The sequence below is a fragment of the Halosubterraneus shenae genome (assembly GCF_050510935.1).
Classification (GTDB): domain Archaea; phylum Halobacteriota; class Halobacteria; order Halobacteriales; family Haloferacaceae; genus JBDGPU01.
Window position 1 is genome coordinate 454,203 of the sequence record NZ_JBNLVO010000002.1, and the last position, 16,167, is coordinate 470,369.

At 67.1% G+C, this 16,167-nt stretch carries 16 protein-coding genes; 9 read left to right on the forward strand and 7 right to left on the reverse strand.

The features are described from left to right. Nucleotides 1–36: 36 nt before the first annotated feature. Nucleotides 37–2,325, reverse strand: a complete 2,289-nt coding sequence (ppsA, locus tag ACQE3M_RS05465) for a phosphoenolpyruvate synthase (protein WP_430504457.1) — start codon at nucleotides 2,323–2,325, stop codon at nucleotides 37–39. Nucleotides 2,326–2,516: 191 nt separating this feature from the next. Between ppsA and ACQE3M_RS05470 the strand changes: the two genes are divergently transcribed. After that, a complete protein-coding gene (locus ACQE3M_RS05470; RefSeq protein ID WP_430504458.1) occupies nucleotides 2,517–2,801 on the forward strand; it encodes a hypothetical protein in 285 nt (94 codons plus the stop codon). Between the two features lie 1,199 nt (nucleotides 2,802–4,000). On the opposite strand, the gene ACQE3M_RS05475 is transcribed toward ACQE3M_RS05470, so the two are convergent. Then, the gene (locus ACQE3M_RS05475) at nucleotides 4,001–4,534 is read right to left on the reverse strand and encodes an inorganic diphosphatase (RefSeq protein ID WP_430504459.1); all 534 of its coding nucleotides are present in this window, start codon (nucleotides 4,532–4,534) and stop codon (nucleotides 4,001–4,003) included. Between the two features lie 454 nt (nucleotides 4,535–4,988). Between ACQE3M_RS05475 and ACQE3M_RS05480 the strand changes: the two genes are divergently transcribed. Continuing rightward, nucleotides 4,989–5,348 carry a PadR family transcriptional regulator gene (locus ACQE3M_RS05480; RefSeq protein WP_430504460.1) on the forward strand — a complete coding sequence of 120 codons (360 nt, stop codon included), beginning with the start codon at nucleotides 4,989–4,991 and terminating at the stop codon, nucleotides 5,346–5,348. A 196-nt stretch (nucleotides 5,349–5,544) separates the two neighbouring features. Here ACQE3M_RS05480 and ACQE3M_RS05485 read toward each other — a convergent pair whose 3' ends face one another. Together ACQE3M_RS05485 and rnhA are read right to left on the reverse strand one after the other, a co-directional pair. Further along, nucleotides 5,545–6,318 (reverse strand): DUF7108 domain-containing protein, encoded by a 774-nt coding sequence (locus ACQE3M_RS05485; protein WP_430504461.1) that lies wholly within the window; start codon nucleotides 6,316–6,318, stop codon nucleotides 5,545–5,547. Continuing rightward, nucleotides 6,311–6,901 (reverse strand): ribonuclease HI, encoded by a 591-nt coding sequence (gene rnhA, locus ACQE3M_RS05490; RefSeq protein WP_430504462.1) that lies wholly within the window; start codon nucleotides 6,899–6,901, stop codon nucleotides 6,311–6,313. Before rnhA ends, ACQE3M_RS05485 begins: the two co-directional genes overlap by 8 nt. A gap of 118 nt (nucleotides 6,902–7,019) precedes the next feature. On the opposite strand from rnhA, the gene ACQE3M_RS05495 reads away from it, so the two are divergent. Further along, on the forward strand, nucleotides 7,020–8,024 hold the full coding sequence (locus ACQE3M_RS05495; protein ID WP_430504463.1) for a transcription initiation factor IIB: 1,005 nt from the start codon (nucleotides 7,020–7,022) through the stop codon (nucleotides 8,022–8,024). Nucleotides 8,025–8,130: 106 nt separating this feature from the next. Beyond that, nucleotides 8,131–8,754, forward strand: coding sequence for a winged helix-turn-helix transcriptional regulator (locus ACQE3M_RS05500; RefSeq protein ID WP_430504464.1), 624 nt, complete (start codon nucleotides 8,131–8,133; stop codon nucleotides 8,752–8,754). Between the two features lie 72 nt (nucleotides 8,755–8,826). Here ACQE3M_RS05500 and ACQE3M_RS05505 read toward each other — a convergent pair whose 3' ends face one another. Further along, complete coding sequence (locus tag ACQE3M_RS05505) at nucleotides 8,827–9,081, reverse strand: DUF7123 family protein (RefSeq protein WP_430504465.1); 255 nt, start codon at nucleotides 9,079–9,081, stop codon at nucleotides 8,827–8,829. Nucleotides 9,082–9,323: 242 nt separating this feature from the next. On the opposite strand from ACQE3M_RS05505, the gene ACQE3M_RS05510 reads away from it, so the two are divergent. After that, nucleotides 9,324–11,135 carry a flippase-like domain-containing protein gene (locus ACQE3M_RS05510; protein ID WP_430504466.1) on the forward strand — a complete coding sequence of 604 codons (1,812 nt, stop codon included), beginning with the start codon at nucleotides 9,324–9,326 and terminating at the stop codon, nucleotides 11,133–11,135. A 139-nt stretch (nucleotides 11,136–11,274) separates the two neighbouring features. On the opposite strand, the gene yjjX is transcribed toward ACQE3M_RS05510, so the two are convergent. Further along, nucleotides 11,275–11,805, reverse strand: coding sequence for an inosine/xanthosine triphosphatase (gene yjjX / locus ACQE3M_RS05515; RefSeq protein ID WP_430504467.1), 531 nt, complete (start codon nucleotides 11,803–11,805; stop codon nucleotides 11,275–11,277). A 90-nt stretch (nucleotides 11,806–11,895) separates the two neighbouring features. Further along, entirely contained in the window at nucleotides 11,896–12,690 is a 795-nt protein-coding gene (locus ACQE3M_RS05520) for a helical backbone metal receptor (RefSeq protein ID WP_430504468.1), read from the reverse strand. Nucleotides 12,691–12,880: 190 nt separating this feature from the next. On the opposite strand from ACQE3M_RS05520, the gene ACQE3M_RS05525 reads away from it, so the two are divergent. The 4 genes from ACQE3M_RS05525 (at nucleotide 12,881) to ACQE3M_RS05540 (ending at nucleotide 16,167) form a co-directional block, all read left to right on the forward strand. After that, the gene (locus tag ACQE3M_RS05525; RefSeq protein ID WP_430504469.1) at nucleotides 12,881–13,852 is read left to right on the forward strand and encodes a transcription initiation factor IIB; all 972 of its coding nucleotides are present in this window, start codon (nucleotides 12,881–12,883) and stop codon (nucleotides 13,850–13,852) included. Between the two features lie 273 nt (nucleotides 13,853–14,125). Further along, a complete protein-coding gene (locus ACQE3M_RS05530) occupies nucleotides 14,126–14,653 on the forward strand; it encodes a hypothetical protein (protein WP_430504470.1) in 528 nt (175 codons plus the stop codon). A 24-nt stretch (nucleotides 14,654–14,677) separates the two neighbouring features. Further along, nucleotides 14,678–15,661 carry a signal peptidase I gene (locus tag ACQE3M_RS05535; RefSeq protein ID WP_430504471.1) on the forward strand — a complete coding sequence of 328 codons (984 nt, stop codon included), beginning with the start codon at nucleotides 14,678–14,680 and terminating at the stop codon, nucleotides 15,659–15,661. Then, on the forward strand, nucleotides 15,658–16,167 hold the full coding sequence (locus tag ACQE3M_RS05540) for a hypothetical protein (protein ID WP_430504472.1): 510 nt from the start codon (nucleotides 15,658–15,660) through the stop codon (nucleotides 16,165–16,167). Before ACQE3M_RS05535 ends, ACQE3M_RS05540 begins: the two co-directional genes overlap by 4 nt.

The window sequence follows — 16,167 nt, forward strand, 5'->3', positions numbered from 1 at the left end:
GCCAACGACCGTGTTAGCCGTTTCCGTTCGCGGTCGTTAGCGGACGGAGTCGAGCAGGATCCGCTGCTCCTTGCGCTTGACCTCGTGCTGCACGTCGCGCACGGCGTCGATGTTCGCGGAGATCGAGGAGACGCCCTCCTCGACGAGGAAGTCGACCATCTCGGGCTTCGAGCCCGCCTGGCCGCAGATGCTGGTGTCGACACCGAGCTCGCGGCAGGTCTCGATCGTCTCGGCCATCAGTTCGAGCACGGCCGGGTGCAGCTCGTCGAATCGGTCCGCCACGTGCTCGTTGTTTCGGTCGACGGCGAGCACGTACTGCGTCAGATCGTTCGTGCCGAAGGAGGCGAAGTCGATGCCGACCTCGGCCATCTCCTCGATCCGGAGCGCGCTTGCGGGGGTCTCGACCATGACGCCCCAGCGGCGCTTCTCCGTGTCGATGCCGGCCTGCTGCATCTGCGCCTTCGCGGCCTCGACGTCCTCGGCGTCGTTGACTAGCGGGAGCATGAGCTCGACGTTGTCGTAGCCCATGTCGTAGAGCCGGCTGAACGCGGCCAGCTCCTGCTGGAAGATGTCGGGCTTGTCGAGGCTGCGACGGATGCCGCGCCAGCCGAGCATCGGGTTGTGCTCGTCGGGTTCGTCCTCGCCGCCCTCGAGGTCGCTGAACTCGTCGGTCGGCGCGTCGATGGTGCGGACGCGGACGGGCCGGGGGTAGAACTCCTCGGCCACACCGCGGATCCCGTCGACGAGCTCGTCCTGGTACGCCCGCTCGCCGTGTTCCTCGATGTATCGCGCCGGCGTCTTCCCGAGCGAGAGCACCATGTGCTCGATCCGGAGGAGTCCGACGCCGTCGGCGCCGGTCGCGGCGGCGCGTTCGGCGGCTTCCGGGATCGAGACGTTCACCTTGACTTCCGTTGCGGTCATGGGTTTGACGGGGGTCTGTGGGCGCGCTTCCTCGACGGGCTCGAACTCCTCGGCGGATTCGGCCCCTTCTTCCGCACCAGCTCGGATCGTTCCCTTGTCGCCGTCGATCGTGATCTCCTGGCCGTCGTCGAGTTCGCGAGTCGCCGAGCCGGAGCCGACCACGGCCGGCACGCCGAGCTCGCGGGAGATGATCGCCGCGTGGCTGGTCATGCCGCCCTCGTCGGTGACGATACCGGCTGCGCGCTTCATCGCCGGAACCATGTCCGGCATCGTCATCTCGGTGACGAGGATGTCGCCGTCCTGTACCTGGTCGAGGTGGTCGAGCTTCGTCACGACGCGGACGGAGCCGGAGACGACCCCCGGGCTCGCGCCGAGCCCCTGGAGGATCGTGTCGGCCTCGCTTTCGCCGCCGGCACCGCCACCCGAGGTGGTGCCGGCCTCGCCTTCTTCACCCGCCGAGATGGTGGTGATCGGGCGCGACTGGAGCATGAAGACCTCGCCGTCGACGATCGCCCACTCGACGTCCTGGGGCTCGCCGTAGTGTTCCTCGACCCGCTCGCCGAGCTCGACGAGGGACTCGATCTCCTCGTCGGAGAGGACGCGCTCCTCGCGGCGGTCCGCCGGCACGTCCTTCTCGACGGTCTCGCCGGTCTCGGGGTCCTTCTCCATCATGACCTTCTTGTCGGCGATGGTGACCTCGTCGACGGTGTCGGTATTCCGGTCGAACACGTAGTTGTCGGGGGAGACGGAGCCGGAGACCACGGCCTCGCCGAGCCCCCAGGCGGCCTCGATGACCATCCGGGGTTCGCCGGTCGACGGATGGCTCGTGAACATCACGCCGGATTTGTCGGCGTCGACCATCCGCTGGACGACGACGGAGATGTCGACCTCCCGGTGGGGGAAGCCCTGCTGCTGGCGGTAGTAGATCGCTCGCTGCGTGAACAGTGAGGCCCAGCACTCCTTCACGCGCTGGATGAGGTCGTCCTCCTGGACGTTGAGGAACGTCTCCTGCTGGCCGGCGAACGAGGCCTCGGGCAGGTCTTCGGCCGTCGCGGACGAGCGCACGGCGACGAACGCCTCCTCGCCGTCGGTGCCGAGCTCGCGGTACGCCTCGAGGATGCCCTCACGGACCGACTCCGGCATCTCGGTACCGAGAATGAGCTCCTCGGCACGCTGCTCCGCCGCCCGGAGCGCCGCGGAGTCCTCGGGGTCGACGTCGACCGCCGAGAATAGCTCGTCGTCGATGCCTGCCTCCTCGATGAACGTACGGTATGTGCCGGCCGTGACGGCGAATCCCGGCGGCACTGGGAGCCCCGCACCCGTAAGTTCACCCAGCGAGGCCGCCTTCCCCCCGACCCGGTTGAGGTCGTCGGCGTCAACGTCGTCCAGCCAGAGTACAGCCATTGCCTGTAAGGGGAAACACCGCGAGCCACCTCATGAAGCTTCCGAACCGAGGGACGGCTCGCAAAACTCACCCCCTTCTATCTGGCTAGCGTCGGGTGAATCGCGGGTCGTAGAACCACAGCAGGAACGTGAACGGCCACTACCGGTGGACGGCCATCCGGCTTTTACCGGCGCCCGACGCGGATCGGGGCATGGACGTCGAGACCGCGCTACGGGAGATCGACGAGGCGAACGCGAAGCACGTCGGCGCTGGCGAGGCGTACGAAGCGATCCGCGAGGAGTACGAGCGCGTCTTCGAGGAGGTCGACCGCATCGCCGACGGGGAGGGCGTCGAGGAGTTGCTCAGACACGTCGACGAGCACATCCGCTACCACGAGTCGCGACCGTCGATCGCGATCGTCACCAACTACGCTATCGCCGCCTGTCGAGAGGTCGGTGAGGGGGTCCCGGAGGAGTCCTGGATCGCGCCCGAGTAGCTACTGGTCCGCGTCCGAATCGAGGTCGTCGGTCGCGAGTGCGTCCACGTCCTCGGGGTCGAAGTTCGCGGGAACGACCGTCGGATGATCCATCCCGAAGTCCGGTGAGCGTGCAGCCATCTCGATAGTGCATATGGGGTCGACCCTCTAAAGATTACCCATGGGCATAACGCATCCTCTCGAAGGTCAGTTATTCCTATTGGTTATGTGGATTTGAGATCGCGGTGTCGACAGCGAGCGATTGTTTATAAGTATATACTGCTGTCTCCGTCGTCGCTTGCGACATCGCTCTGTCCGCCCGACGAGACGGAGCCGATCGACGGTCTCACTTATAAATAAAATCGGATATCGTCGCTAGCGACACCACTCAGGATGCCCAGAAAGCCCCAGCCGCTGAGCGGTCGCGCTGCTCGCTGCGCGCCTCGCCGACTCACTCGCTTCGCTCGTTCGTCGGCTCGGTGCTTGCGTCGCAGGGCGTCCCGCTCAGCGGCTGCCCCTTTCAGTCCCGCCCCGGAGTGGTGGCTGGGCATCGCTCGCGGCGGCTGGGTCGCCGTCGTCGTACACCGGCTGGCCGGCGTGCGGTGCTGGGCGGTCGGCGCGCGCGAGCAACGCGTGCGAGGGAGGCCGGTGGCGCGCCGCGGCGGTGCGTTGCGGAGCCGGCGCGCCCCGGCCGAGGCTGGGGAGGACTGAGGGACTGCGGTTGCTGTGCGGTGCTGTCGCGGTTGCTGGGCGGTGCGGTCCTGGCGGACTGAAAGGGCGACGGCCGCTCTCGTGAGCGAAGCGAACGAGACCATGGAAGTCGCAGCCCGGCAGCCCGCTACTGCAGGCAGCCCGGACCGTCTTCCAGTGGTCGCGGTGAAACGGAGTCGCTGCGACGACCCCTATCCGCGCCGGGTAGTGCGGAGAGGCGCGGATATGTCGCGGAGCGACCGCGAGCGGCCGAGGGCTTTCTGGGTGTTTGCGGTGCTGTCCAGCGCAAGACCGTATCTCCTGTTCAAGCCTGTTTATAAAGAGCGGCCGAGGGCTTTCGAGGAGTCTGCTTTGCCGTCGAGCGGAGCAGTGTCTGCATTTATAAAATCGCTTCATGAGTGGTAGAGGGCTTTCAGCAGACCAGCAACGGTATTCCTCATTCTCGAACACCGAGACACAAACACGCTTCACCCGTCAAAAAGCAGCACTTCGAGGTCGAAACCGCCGAGTTAGGCGAACTTCTCGTCGTAGAGGTCCTGGGCGTGTTCGATGGCGTCCTTCGCGGCCGCCTTGTCCTCCCAGCCGAGGGTCTCGACTTCCTTGCCCTCCTCGAGGTTCTTGTACGTCGAGAAGAACTCGTCAATCTCGTCGAGCGTCTGCTGCGGGATGTCGTCGAGGTCCTCGAGGTGGTCGAAGCGCGGATCCTCCGTCGGCACCGCGATGACCTTGTCGTCCTGCTCGCCGTCGTCGTCCATCTTCATCATGGCGATGGGACGGGCCTCGATGACGCAGCCGGGGAACGTCGCGTCCTCGACGAGGACGAGGACGTCGAAGGGGTCCTCGTCGTCGTAGTACGACTGCGGGATGAACCCGTAGTCGGAGGGGTAGTGGACGTTCGAGTGGAGCACGCGGTCGAGGACGACGCCGGGGACGTCCTTGTCGTACTCGTACTTGTTGCGCTCGCCTTTCAGACACTCGACGACTGCGTAGATCTCGTCCGGCGGGTCGGGGCCGGTTTCGAGGTCTTCCCAGAGGTTCGTCATGCGTCCGCCAGTACCTCCAACGCCGGCAAAGACCTTTCGGGACGAGCCGGCCGACGACGAGGCGGGCGTCGCGGACGCCGGCAACTCCGTCATGGATGTACGGCTCTATCGTGGCTGTCGCAGCGGGGGTTGTGAACGTTGGCAACGCCCTCAGTGCTGTTCGCGACGCCCACACCCCGCACCAGCCCCGATCGCCGACCTCGAGAGGTCCGCGTGACTGGACCCGGCGCCGAAACGAAAGTTTACAGGGAGATCCCGAATTCAGCAACGAATTTTTCTGATAACGGCGATAACCGGCAAGTTTCGTTAGTGCTGCCATCCGGTGGTACTGTCTGGTAGTCTTCTCCGCGTACCGGGATTTGAGGCCCTGTAACCGGATCTTCTTACAAATGATGATATGAGTTCTTGTTTTTCGTTGGGAAGCGTTAAATAGCGTGATGACATCTTTTGGTGTATGTCAGAGGCACAAGCAGTCAGCGGAGGTGCAGAAGTCGCGCGCGATCTTACAGCATTCCAGCAGAACATCCTGGTCATCCTCTCCGAGGAGCCGATGTACGGGCTCGCGGTCAAGCGAGAGCTCGAGTCGTACTACGGGACCGAAGTGAACCACGGCCGGCTCTACCCGAACCTCGACGACCTCGTCGAACTCGGGCTCGTCGAGAAGAGCGAACTCGACAAGCGGACGAACCAGTACGAGCTCACCGAGGAGGGCCACGACGCGGTGCTCGGGCGCCTCGAGTGGATGCTCTCGAAGTTCGTCACCGGTGACGACCGCGCGGACGAGGTCCGCGACGTCGTCGACGACCAGCTGTAAGCCGGGCCTCGACACCCGAACTTCGCTTTTTCGGAACACAACTCGGTAGTCACGACGCCGGGTTCGTCACGAAGCATCCACCGCTCATCTACAACCCGGAACGGCGCGTCCCCCCAGGAAAAGCGGCGCGTCCAATCACGAAAAGCGGGGCGTCCACCCACGAGAAGCAGCCATCCACGGGAAACGGCGTCCTCGACTACGACAGGTCGGCGGCGCAGTCGTCGATCAGGTCCAGGGTCTCCTCGACGATCCCCTGCTGGGTCTCGGTGGGCCAGGCGTTCCGCGGGTAGTACTCCTCGAGGAACTCCTCGCGCTCGTCCGGCGAGGCCGACTCCACCTCGCGGACGTAGTAGTTGTTCATGAAGGCCGCGAACGCGCGAGCGTTGGCCGCGTGGTCCGGGCCGTGCTCCTCGGCGACGCGGTCGACGACGGCCTCGTTGTGGTCGGCGACCGCCTCGAACCGGTCGGACTCGCCCGGACCGGAGAGCGACACCTCGACGGCGCGCTCCGTCTCCTCGATCCGGTCGAACTGGACCGTGCCGTCTTCGACCCATTCGTCAGGATAGAGAACGAGGGTGTCGTCCTCGTCGCGGATCCGGGGGGTGTACTCGTGCTCCGACACGAGGTCGTCCCGCTGCTCCCGGTACGCCTCGGCCGCAGCCTCGTCGACGGCGTCGCGGGCGTGGCGCGTCAGTCGCTCGGCCTCGTCGACGACCTCGACCGGGACGTCCGGCACGCGCTCGCCGTCGTCCTCGTCTCCGTCGCTCTCGCCCTCCTCGACGGCCGCCTCGTCCGCATCCGTCTTCGGCACGCCCGCGCCCGCCCCTACGCCCGGAATCGGACTGTCGATGCTGGCCGCCGCCTCCGCGTCGGCGATGCGGTCGGCCATCTCCTCGGCCCACTCCGGGATTTCGTCGTCGTTCCGTCGGTCGATCCGTCCGTCGGTCTGGTTGGGATCCGCGTCAGTCATCGAGCGCCTCGTTCGCCATCTTGTCGGCGCGCTCGTTTACCTCCCGCGGAACGTGCGCGATGGACCAGCGGTCGAACGCCTCGAGCAGGCCGAGTGCCTCGACGCGCTTCTCGCGCAGCTCCGGGTCGTTCGCGTCCCATTCGCCCCGGATCTGCTTGACGATCAGCTCGGAATCGCCGCGTACGTCGACCTCGTCGAAGCCGTAATCGCGGGCGGCCTCGAGCGCGCGGATCAGCGCGGCGTACTCCGCCTGGTTGTTCGTCGCCCGCCCGATCGTCTCGCCGCCCTCCGCGGCGATGCCGTCACTGGTGACGAGACACCAGCCGACGGCGGCCGGCCCCGGGTTGCCGCGGGACGCCCCGTCGAAGTAGACGTGCGCGCGACCGCCGCCCTCTTTTAAAAATAGGGTGAGCGCGGCCGGGTCCTCCCCCTGCACGACAACCTTGTCCTCGTACGCGACGGCGACGGCGCCGTCCCGCGAGGCCCGCCACCGTTCGTGTTCCGTGTTTCCCGGCTCGATCTCCACGCCGGCGTCGGTGAGCCGGTCGCGAGCGACGGCGGGGTCGCAGTCGATAGTCGGCATTTACACACCATCCGTCGCGACGCAACTAAGGCTCCTCGATCGGGGGACCGGATCCCGCCGCTCCGCTCACCCCCAGACCAAAATTTAAGTCAGTCCGATGAAATACTATATAAATGCGATGACACGGCCTACCCGCCAGCGGGAGCACGACCGGCAGCGCACGCGGCAGGGCGACGAATCCGGGGACGTCGCCGAGGTGGATGGGGAGGAGGTCGACGTCGACGCCGACGACGTCGACGTCGACGACCTCGACCCCGAAGACCTCACCCGGACGGCCGACGGGGAGCTGATACACGAGGAAACCGGCCTGATCATCGAGGAGGAGCAGATCGACCCCGGTCCCGAGTGGCGGGCGTTCAATCACTCCGAGCGGCAGGAGAAGTCCCGCGTCGGTGCCCCGACGACCCAGACGATGCACGACAAGGGGCTCACGACGACGATCGACTGGAAGGACAAGGACGCGTACGGCCGCTCCATCTCCTCGAAGAAGCGTTCCCAAATGCACCGGCTGCGCAAGTGGCAGGAGCGCATCCGGACGAAGGACGCCGGCGAGCGCAACCTCCAGTTCGCGCTCTCGGAGATCGACCGCATGGCCTCGGCGCTCGGCGTCCCGCGCTCGGTTCGCGAGGTCGCCTCCGTCATCTACCGCCGCGCGCTGAAGGAGGACCTCATCCGCGGGCGCTCCATCGAGGGCGTCGCCACGGCCGCCCTGTACGCCGCCTGCCGCAAGGAGGGGATCCCTCGATCCCTCGAGGAGATCTCCGACGTCTCCCGCGTCGAGCGGAAGGAGATCGGCCGGACCTACCGCTACATCTCCCAGGAGCTCGGCCTGGAGATGAAGCCGGTCGACCCGAAGAAGTACGTGCCCCGGTTCTGCTCGGAGCTCACCCTCTCCGAGGAGGTCCAGTCGAAGGCCAACGAGATCATCGAGACGACGGCCGAGAAGGGGCTCCTCTCGGGCAAATCCCCGACCGGCTACGCGGCCGCCGCCATCTACGCTGCGTCGCTGCTCTGCAACGAGAAGAAGACCCAGCGGGAGGTCGCCGAGGTCGCGCAGGTGACGGAGGTTACCATCCGGAACCGCTACCAGGAGCAGATCGAAGCGATGGGTATCCACAGCTAGCGTCGCTTTCGGCCGCGGTTTCGACCGTCACCGCCCCGTAACCACCACGTGAGTCCCACCCGTCGCAACGAAGCGCTTTTACTCGCAGCCCTGTCAGGTGTAGCTAGTGACTGACGGCGTCGACGAGCGGAAACGGGCGACGCTCCGGCGGTTCGCCGCCATCGGAGCAACGGCCCCGTTCGTCGGGAACGCCTCGGGGGAGTCCGACGACGCCGACGCGTCGACCGACGACAACGAGACGCGTGAGGCGATCCGCGGCTACGTGGCGACGACCCCGGGTGCGCACTTCTCGAAGCTCCGCGACGACCTCCGGCTCGGCACCGGTGAAACCCAGCATCACCTCCGAACGCTGGAGGACGCTGGCGACGTCGAATCCGTCAAGGACGGCGACTACCGTCGTTTCTTCCCGGCTGGCCGGTTCGACGCCTTCGAGAAGCGGGCCCTCGGCTATCTCCGCCGTGACACGCCCCGCGGCATGATCCTGGCGCTGTTGCGCGATCCGGACGCGAGCGGCGGCCAGCTCGCCGACCGCCTCGGCGTCTCCCGCCCGACGATCAGTGCCGCCGCGAGCGATCTCGCGGAGGCCGGCCTCCTCGACCGGTCGAACGGATATCGCCTCCAGGACCCCGAACGGCTCATCGCGCTCGTGGTCCGCCACGCGGAGTCGTTCGACGACGACACCGTCGCGTTCGCGGACGACGCGAGCGACCTCGTTCGCTACGACCCCTGACCGGCGGTACGAAACGCTGGAACTCGCCGCTCCTGCTGGTTTGCTCCGTCTTCGAGCCGTTGCCTGCGCGTACTAGGCCGTGACCATCCAGGTCGTTCCCGAGGAGTAGCCCCATTTCTCGATGTCGACGTCGGTCGCCGCCTCCTGCACGGCACCCATGTTCGCGCCGACCTCCTTCGCGGACATGTCGAGCTCGTCGGCGACGAGCCGCGACTTGAAGTACGTCTGTGTGTCCGCCCGGTCCCGGAGGAACGACAGGATCCGGGCCTGTTTCTCCGTCAGCGACTCCGGCAGCATCGTGTCGGTCGTGGACGCGGTCGTGCTCATACGTCGGGATAGACGATACCCACCAAAAGGGCGTTTGGTAGGATCGGTTAATCCACCGCTGTCGGGCGATTTACCGGCCAAGATAGGGCCGGCGAGTCCACGCAGCTGGTCCCCGCGGTACGAACGTCGAACGCACGTTCGGCCCGGTGTTGCGTCGAACTCTCCGTTCGGTCAGCTGTTTCGCCGGACGTGCTGTTATCCCTTCAGAAGGTACTTACCTCCGCCTCCGCCACCTACTGGCAATGACCGGATCGGGCGGGGAGCGGACCGTCAGCGTGGTCCTTCCCGCGTACAACGAGGAAGCCACCATCGAGGGGACCGTCGAGACCACGCTATCGACGCTCGACTCGTTCCTCCCCAGCGACGCGTACGAGGTGATCGTCGCCGAGGACGGCTGTGACGACCGGACGCCGGAGATCGCCACCCGGATGGCAAGCGAAGACGACCGGGTTCGCCACTTCCACAGCGACGAGCGGCTCGGTCGCGGCGGCGCGCTGGAGCGGGCGTTCGAGGCCGCCGGTGGCGACGTGCTCGTCTACTTCGACACGGACCTCGCGACGGACATGCAACACCTGGAGGAGCTGGTCGAGTCGATCCGCTCTGGCGAATACGACGTCGCGACCGGGTCACGATGGATGCCCGGCAAGGAAGCGGACCGCCCGCCGAAGCGCGGGATCCCCTCCCGCGGGTTCAACCTCCTCGTGCGAACCGTGCTGCGGTCGGACCTGCGCGACCACCAGTGCGGGTTCAAGGCGCTCTCGCGGGACGCCTTCGAGCAGCTCGACGACCAGGTGGAGGACGACCACTGGTTCTGGGACACGGAACTGCTCGTCCGCGCACAGCGGTCGGGGCTTCGGGTGAAGGAGTTCCCCGTCGAGTGGGAGCCGAAGGGCGACACGAAGGTCGACCTCGTCCGCGACATCTTCGGGATGGGCTCGCAGGTCGTCCGCCTCTGGTGGCAGCTGTCGGTGCAGCCGCGGATCACCCGGACGACGAGCGTCGTCGCGGGCTTGCTGCTCGTGCTGGCCGCGCTGGCGCTGATGACGGTGTACCTCGACCCGGCGGAGGTGATCGCCGAGATGCGGCGGGCGGACACCCGACTCGTCGGCGTGGCCGCGGTGCTGTACGCGCTCTCCTGGCCGCTGCGCGGCTACCGCTACCGGGATATCCTCCGTGAGCTCGGTTTTCACGAACACGTCGGCTTCCTCACGGGCGCGGTGTTCATCTCCCAGACCGGGAACCTCGTGTTCCCGGCGCGGGCCGGCGACGCCGTCCGCGCGTACGTCGTGAAGATGCGCCGCGGGATACCGTACGCCTCCGGGTTTGCCTCGCTAGCCGCGGAGCGCGTCTTCGATCTCCTGACGCTCGCCGGGCTGGCTGGATTCGTCCTCGTCGGCTACACCGCGACAGGCCGGCTTGGCGAGGTCGTCACGGCGATCGGCGGCGGAACCGAGGCGGGCCGGGTCGCGGTCCTCGTCGCGGCCGGCGTTGGCCTCGCCGCGATCGCCGCGGTCGTCGGGATCGTGCTGTCGGCGCGGTCGGACACGAACCGGGTTCGGACCCTCGTCACGCGGATCAGCAGCGACTCCTACGGTGAGTACGTCGCGAGCGTGATGGAACGGTTCGTCGGCGACGTCCAGCGCGTCGGGGGCGACCCGGCCGCGTTCTCCCGGGTCGCGCTCTCCAGCGTCGTCATCTGGACGCTCGACGTGCTCGTGGCGGCGCTGGTGCTGGCCGCGTTCGGCGTCGGGCTCGACACCGTCACCCTGCTGGCGGTGTGCTTCTTCGCCGTCAGCGTCGGCAACCTCGCGAAGGTACTCCCGCTGTCGCCCGGCGGGATCGGCCTCTACGAGGGCGCGTTCACGGCGATCGTCGTCGGGCTAACCCCGATCGGTCCCGCGGCTGCGCTCGGCGCGGCGGTCCTCGACCACGGGCTGAAGAACCTCGTCACCGTCGCCGGCGGCGTGACGTCGATGCTGGCGCTCAACGTCTCGCTCACGACGGCCGTCGAAGAGAGCGAGGAGATGCAGGACGCCGGCCAGGTGCAGGAGTAGTCGCTGGCGGTTTTTCCGGGCGTACAGGCGACACGGACTCGTCGCATCCGGGACGTCCGTGTCGCGCACCCGCGTGCCGCCCCGGACCGGGGAAGCGAGCACGGGGCGTCTGGCGCCCGATCGGTGAAAAACCTCCGCGTCAGTAGAGATCCGTCGCGAACGGGCCGAGCGCGCCGGCGACGGCGGTCGCGAGCGCGTCCGTCCGGTCGACGCGCCCGTTCGTGAAGGCGCCGGCGGCACCCTGCTTCTGTGCGACTTCGTTCTCGTCGAGCACGCCGTCCATCACCGGGCCGAGCTCCTCGCCGTCGCGGACCCGGCGCTCGATCTCTCGGGGGAGGCGCATGCTCGGCCCGCTCCCGCGACCGACCGTCTCGCCGTCGTCGACGGCGGCCCACATCACGAGGTAGAGTCCCTCGCTGCCCTCGAACTCGGCGACGCCGCCCTCGACCCCGACGCCGAGGTCGTAGTCGTCCGTCTCGAGGACGTTCGCCGCGCGGTTCTCCGCGCCGTCGATGGTCTCCGCGTGACCGGTCGGCTGCTCGCTTACGCCGGAGGCGACGGAGACGGCTTCGATGGCTGCGTCCGCGCCGAACTCGCCGTCGCCCTCGCCGAGCACCTGTGCAACTGCGTCGCGTTTCACCGGGTTTCCACTGCCGACGCCAACTCGCATGGCCACTCGTCCGTCGGCCGCTGGCAAGGACCTGTCGAAGGCGGCGACGCGTTCTCGGGCGGACGCCGGTCCGGTGTCTCCGGCTCGGGATCAATCCCCGAATGCGTCGGGGTGGAGGATCCGCGCCAGGCGCTCGATCCCGTCGACGAGCCGCGGGCTCGGCTGGTTTAAGAGTGCGTCGTCGAGAACGTGAATCGGGGCGTCGAGGTCCCAGCCGCGGTCGCGGACGACGTCGGGATCGACCCGGTCGCCATGGCCGCAGACGTGGAGCACGACGTGGTCGGGGTCGGCCGCGGCGAGTTCCGCGCCGTCGACCTCGCGGGACCGGTCGCCGGGCTCGACGAAGGGATAGCGGCCACCGGCCGCCCGGACCGCGTCCGGCACCCAGTTCCCGGCGGCCATCGGCGGGTCGGACCACTCCTCGCAGTAGACGACCGGGGGCGTCTCGTCGACGAGTGCGTCGCCGACGGCAGCGGCGACGGCATCGAGCCGGTCGCGAGCGGCGGCCGCGAGTCGTTCGCCCTCCTCGGCGCGGCCGACGGCGGCGCCGAGGTCGGCGAAACCGTCGACGGCGTCGTCGAGTGTGGCGGGCTCGCGATGATGGACCTCGTAGCCTCGGTCACGAAAGTCGTCGGCGAGCTCGGCCTGCAGGCCGTCACTCGTGAGGATCAGGTCCGGGTCGAGCCGCTCGACGACGTCGGGGTCGGGCGTGAGCCAGCCGCCGACCACGGTGGGGGGTTCCGGATCGGTCGGGTCTGTCGAGCCGGCCGAGTCGGTCGCGACCTCGCAGTGTTCGGTGACGCCGACGAGGCAGTCGGCGGCGCCGAGGGCCGACAGCGTCGCCGTTGCGCTCGGGGCGAGCGAAACGACCCGTGGCTCAGTCATGGCCGGATAAACGACGGCCCGGCTCAAGGTCGCTTCGGTGCCGTTCGCCAGCGGGCAGCTTCGGCGTGTAGAATCGTGACACTCCGCCGACGGAGCGCCGACGATTTTCGCACTGTTTAAGTGTTACCCTCCCAGTGATTTCGTAAGAACTGCCTCGGGTTTTTATGCGGTCTCCGGGGGGTTAGAACCCATGAGCGAACGAGCACACACACGGGAGAGCCGCTCCCAGCGCGAACGAACGGACGAAGAGGAATCGAGCGAGGAGCGACTGACGTGCCCCGAATGTGACGGCAACGTCATTAACGACGAGGAGCACGGCGAGAGCGTCTGTGCGGACTGCGGCCTCGTCGTCGATGCCGACTCCGTCGACCGCGGCCCCGAGTGGCGCGCGTTCGACTCGCGCGAGAAGGACGAGAAGTCCCGCGTCGGCGCCCCGACGACGAACACGATGCACGACAAGGGGCTCTCGACGAACATCGACTGGCGCGACCAGGACGCCTACGGTCGCTCCCTGTCGGGTCGCCAGCGCCAGAAGATGCAGCGGCTCCGCAAGTGGAACGAGCGGTTCCGCACCCGCGACAGCAAGGAGCGCAACCTGAAGCAGGCGCTCGGCGAGATCGACCGGATGGCCTCCGCCCAGGGGCTCCCGGACAACGTCCGCGAGACGGCCTCCGTCATTTACCGCCGCGCGCTCGACGAGGACCTCCTGCCGGGCCGCTCCATCGAGGGCGTCTCGACGGCCTGCGTCTACGCCGCCGCCCGGATGGCCGGCGTCCCGCGCTCGCTCGACGAGATCGCCGACGTCTCCCGCGTCGAGAAGTCGGAGATCGCCCGGACGTACCGCTACGTCGTCCGCGAGCTGAAGCTGGAAGTGAAGCCGGCCGACCCCGAGCAGTACGTCCCGCGGTTCGCCTCCGACCTCGACCTCTCGGACGAGTCGGAGCTCCGCGCGAAGCAGCTCCTCCAGAACGCCAAGGAGAAGGGGGTCCACTCCGGCAAGTCGCCGGTCGGCCTCGCCGCGGCCGCCGTCTACGCCGCTGCGCTGCTGACGAACGAGAAGACGACGCAGGCCGCCGTCTCCGAGGTCGCCGACATCTCCGAAGTGACGATCCGGAACCGCTACCACGAGCTGCTGGAAGCCGAGGACGGTCTCGTCGCCTGATCGGCGAGACCTGTCAACGGCGGAGTGGCATTCATCATTATTAATTCTACTTTGCGCTATGAATATATTGTAAACGTCTATTTAATCTAGACATCGTTGACAGAATGGCGATCTTTTCCAAAGCCTTATAGGTGGTCTACCTGTTCGGTTTGTAGAGCCAGAGGTCTGGGCAGTTGTACGTCGCACACTCTGCTCCTGTACCGACAGGTGAAGTTCGAAGTGCAGTGGCGTCGGCGGACTCCGGGCACGGATCGACATCGGCTCGTTCAATCCATGAACAAGAAAATTGCATTCCTGCTGATTGCGGTAATCAGCGTTTCGAGCGTCGCGGGCACAGCAGCATTCACGAGCGGTCAAGTTGACCGGCAAGCGACCGTTCAGGTCGCCGGGGACGATGCGGCCCTCACCGGGCTCGCCCCGGGAGCGACCGACCTCGTCTACCACGATGCCAGCAACGAGCTCCAGATCGACTTTAGCCAGGTTACCGCGTCTGGTGTCAACGCCAACTCCACGTACACGCTGGGCGATAAGTCGGCAGCTAACGAGACGTACGCGTTCAACGTAACGAACAACTACAACACGCAGTACAAGTACACGTTCGACTACGCGTTCGACCAGAACACGAACGGCGGGAACGTCTCGTTCATCCTGTACGACAATACGGGCGCCAAGGTCGATACCGCCTCGCCCAACAGTGGCGGGTCGATCACCCTGACGTCCGGCGAAGTCGGCTACGTCGTGGTCGAACTCGATGCCGTTGACGCGGACCTCTCCGGCACGCTGAAAGTCACGATCAACTAACGACTTCACACGCATAGACACACAATGACCCCACGAACGGCCGGAATCGTGTTGTTCGCAGTCGTCGTGGGAGCCTTCCTTGCCCCACCAACCGCACCGGTTGGGGTGAGCTTTCTCGAATCGGACAGCATGGAGCCGACAGTGAACGTTGGCGACGGCGTCGTGCTGGTTCCCGCTGGTACCGTCGAACCTGGTGACATAGTGACGTTCCGCTCCGACCACCGTGACGAGTTCGTCACGCATCGCGTAGTCGGGGAAACGGAGGCGGGCTACGTTACTCAGGGCGACAACAACGACGTGACGGACCAGGCCGCGGGCCATCCACCGGTCCCGGCGGACGCCGTCGTCGGCCAGGTGCTGACAGTCGCCGACGCGCCGGTGGCGATCCCGGGGATCGGGACGGCAGCGATCGGAATCCAGCGCCATCGGGGCGAACTGATTGCGTTGCTCGTGGTTGGCTTCGTCGCTACCGCGTTCCGGGGGTCCCGACCCCGGCGGACACCGTTCTCGGAGGGGCGGCTCTTCCGACTCGCGCTCGTCGCCGGCACTATCGCAGCCGTCGTCCCGATGCTCGTCGGCGGGAGCGCTATCGGACTCACACTTACTGACGCGGCGGACCCGACCGGCTCGAACACGATCACAGTAGCCGACGAGCCGACGACTATCGGCCTCGACACGCCGTCCCACCGGTTGCTCACGACCGTCGTGACGGCCGAGGGAGCAACGGTACACCGGACCGAGTGGGTCGACGGGTCGCTTCAGATCAGCCTGTCGCGGCCGGACTCGCGCTCAGGGGTGTCGGACGCGACGCTCCACGTGTACCAGTACCCGCCGCTGCTTCCCGCCGGCCTGCTCGCCTGGCTGCAGGCGCTGCACCCGGCTGTCGCGGGAGTCGGCACGACGGCCGTCATGTACGCACCCATCGTCCTGTACTACCGGGTCGCGTCCCTCCCGGGGACGCCGGTGCGGAGTCGTAGCCGGGCGACCAGCAGGGGTGAGTCGCCGTGACCCGACGGGATCGCGGCGGCGGTAGCACACTCTCCCTGATCGCGGTCGTGCTAGCCGCCGGCTTGCTGGTGGGCCCCGGGCCAGTCGCGGTCGAGGCGTTCTCGACCGGCGGGGTCGACCGCCAGGGCTCGCTGACCACCGTCGGCGACGGATCCGGCGGCGCCACCCTCGACCCGTACCACGGCATGCAGAGCGGCGAACAGTGCAAGCTCGTCGACGTGACCAACTCCCTCGGCACGGACCTCAGCGTAACTGTATCCCTGCGGAGCGACTCGACGGGCTACGGGAACCTGACGATCGGCAACGGCGACGAGGGGGACGAGGTCACCTTCTCGGTCGGCGTGGGCGCCACGCAGCGGGTCGATATCCAGCTCGCGACCAACCTGGACGACGGGACCAGGGTGTTCTTCCACGTGAACGCGACGAGCGCCCCCGTCGAATTCGCGGGGACTGACCGGTACAGCACCGTCAACAGTAGCCGGACCGGGACGGAGTGTTCCGCCTGA

Coding starts and splice junctions, on each gene's coding strand:
- ppsA (WP_430504457.1), bottom strand. CDS start 2,325: ATGGCTGTACTCTGGCTGGACGACGTTGACGCCGACGACCTCAACCGG.
- ACQE3M_RS05470 (WP_430504458.1), top strand. CDS start 2,517: ATGGACGTCGAGACCGCGCTACGGGAGATCGACGAGGCGAACGCGAAG.
- ACQE3M_RS05475 (WP_430504459.1), bottom strand. CDS start 4,534: ATGACGAACCTCTGGGAAGACCTCGAAACCGGCCCCGACCCGCCGGAC.
- ACQE3M_RS05480 (WP_430504460.1), top strand. CDS start 4,989: ATGTCAGAGGCACAAGCAGTCAGCGGAGGTGCAGAAGTCGCGCGCGAT.
- ACQE3M_RS05485 (WP_430504461.1), bottom strand. CDS start 6,318: ATGACTGACGCGGATCCCAACCAGACCGACGGACGGATCGACCGACGG.
- rnhA (WP_430504462.1), bottom strand. CDS start 6,901: ATGCCGACTATCGACTGCGACCCCGCCGTCGCTCGCGACCGGCTCACC.
- ACQE3M_RS05495 (WP_430504463.1), top strand. CDS start 7,020: ATGACACGGCCTACCCGCCAGCGGGAGCACGACCGGCAGCGCACGCGG.
- ACQE3M_RS05505 (WP_430504465.1), bottom strand. CDS start 9,081: ATGAGCACGACCGCGTCCACGACCGACACGATGCTGCCGGAGTCGCTG.
- ACQE3M_RS05510 (WP_430504466.1), top strand. CDS start 9,324: ATGACCGGATCGGGCGGGGAGCGGACCGTCAGCGTGGTCCTTCCCGCG.
- yjjX (WP_430504467.1), bottom strand. CDS start 11,805: ATGCGAGTTGGCGTCGGCAGTGGAAACCCGGTGAAACGCGACGCAGTT.
- ACQE3M_RS05520 (WP_430504468.1), bottom strand. CDS start 12,690: ATGACTGAGCCACGGGTCGTTTCGCTCGCCCCGAGCGCAACGGCGACG.
- ACQE3M_RS05525 (WP_430504469.1), top strand. CDS start 12,881: ATGAGCGAACGAGCACACACACGGGAGAGCCGCTCCCAGCGCGAACGA.
- ACQE3M_RS05530 (WP_430504470.1), top strand. CDS start 14,126: ATGAACAAGAAAATTGCATTCCTGCTGATTGCGGTAATCAGCGTTTCG.
- ACQE3M_RS05535 (WP_430504471.1), top strand. CDS start 14,678: ATGACCCCACGAACGGCCGGAATCGTGTTGTTCGCAGTCGTCGTGGGA.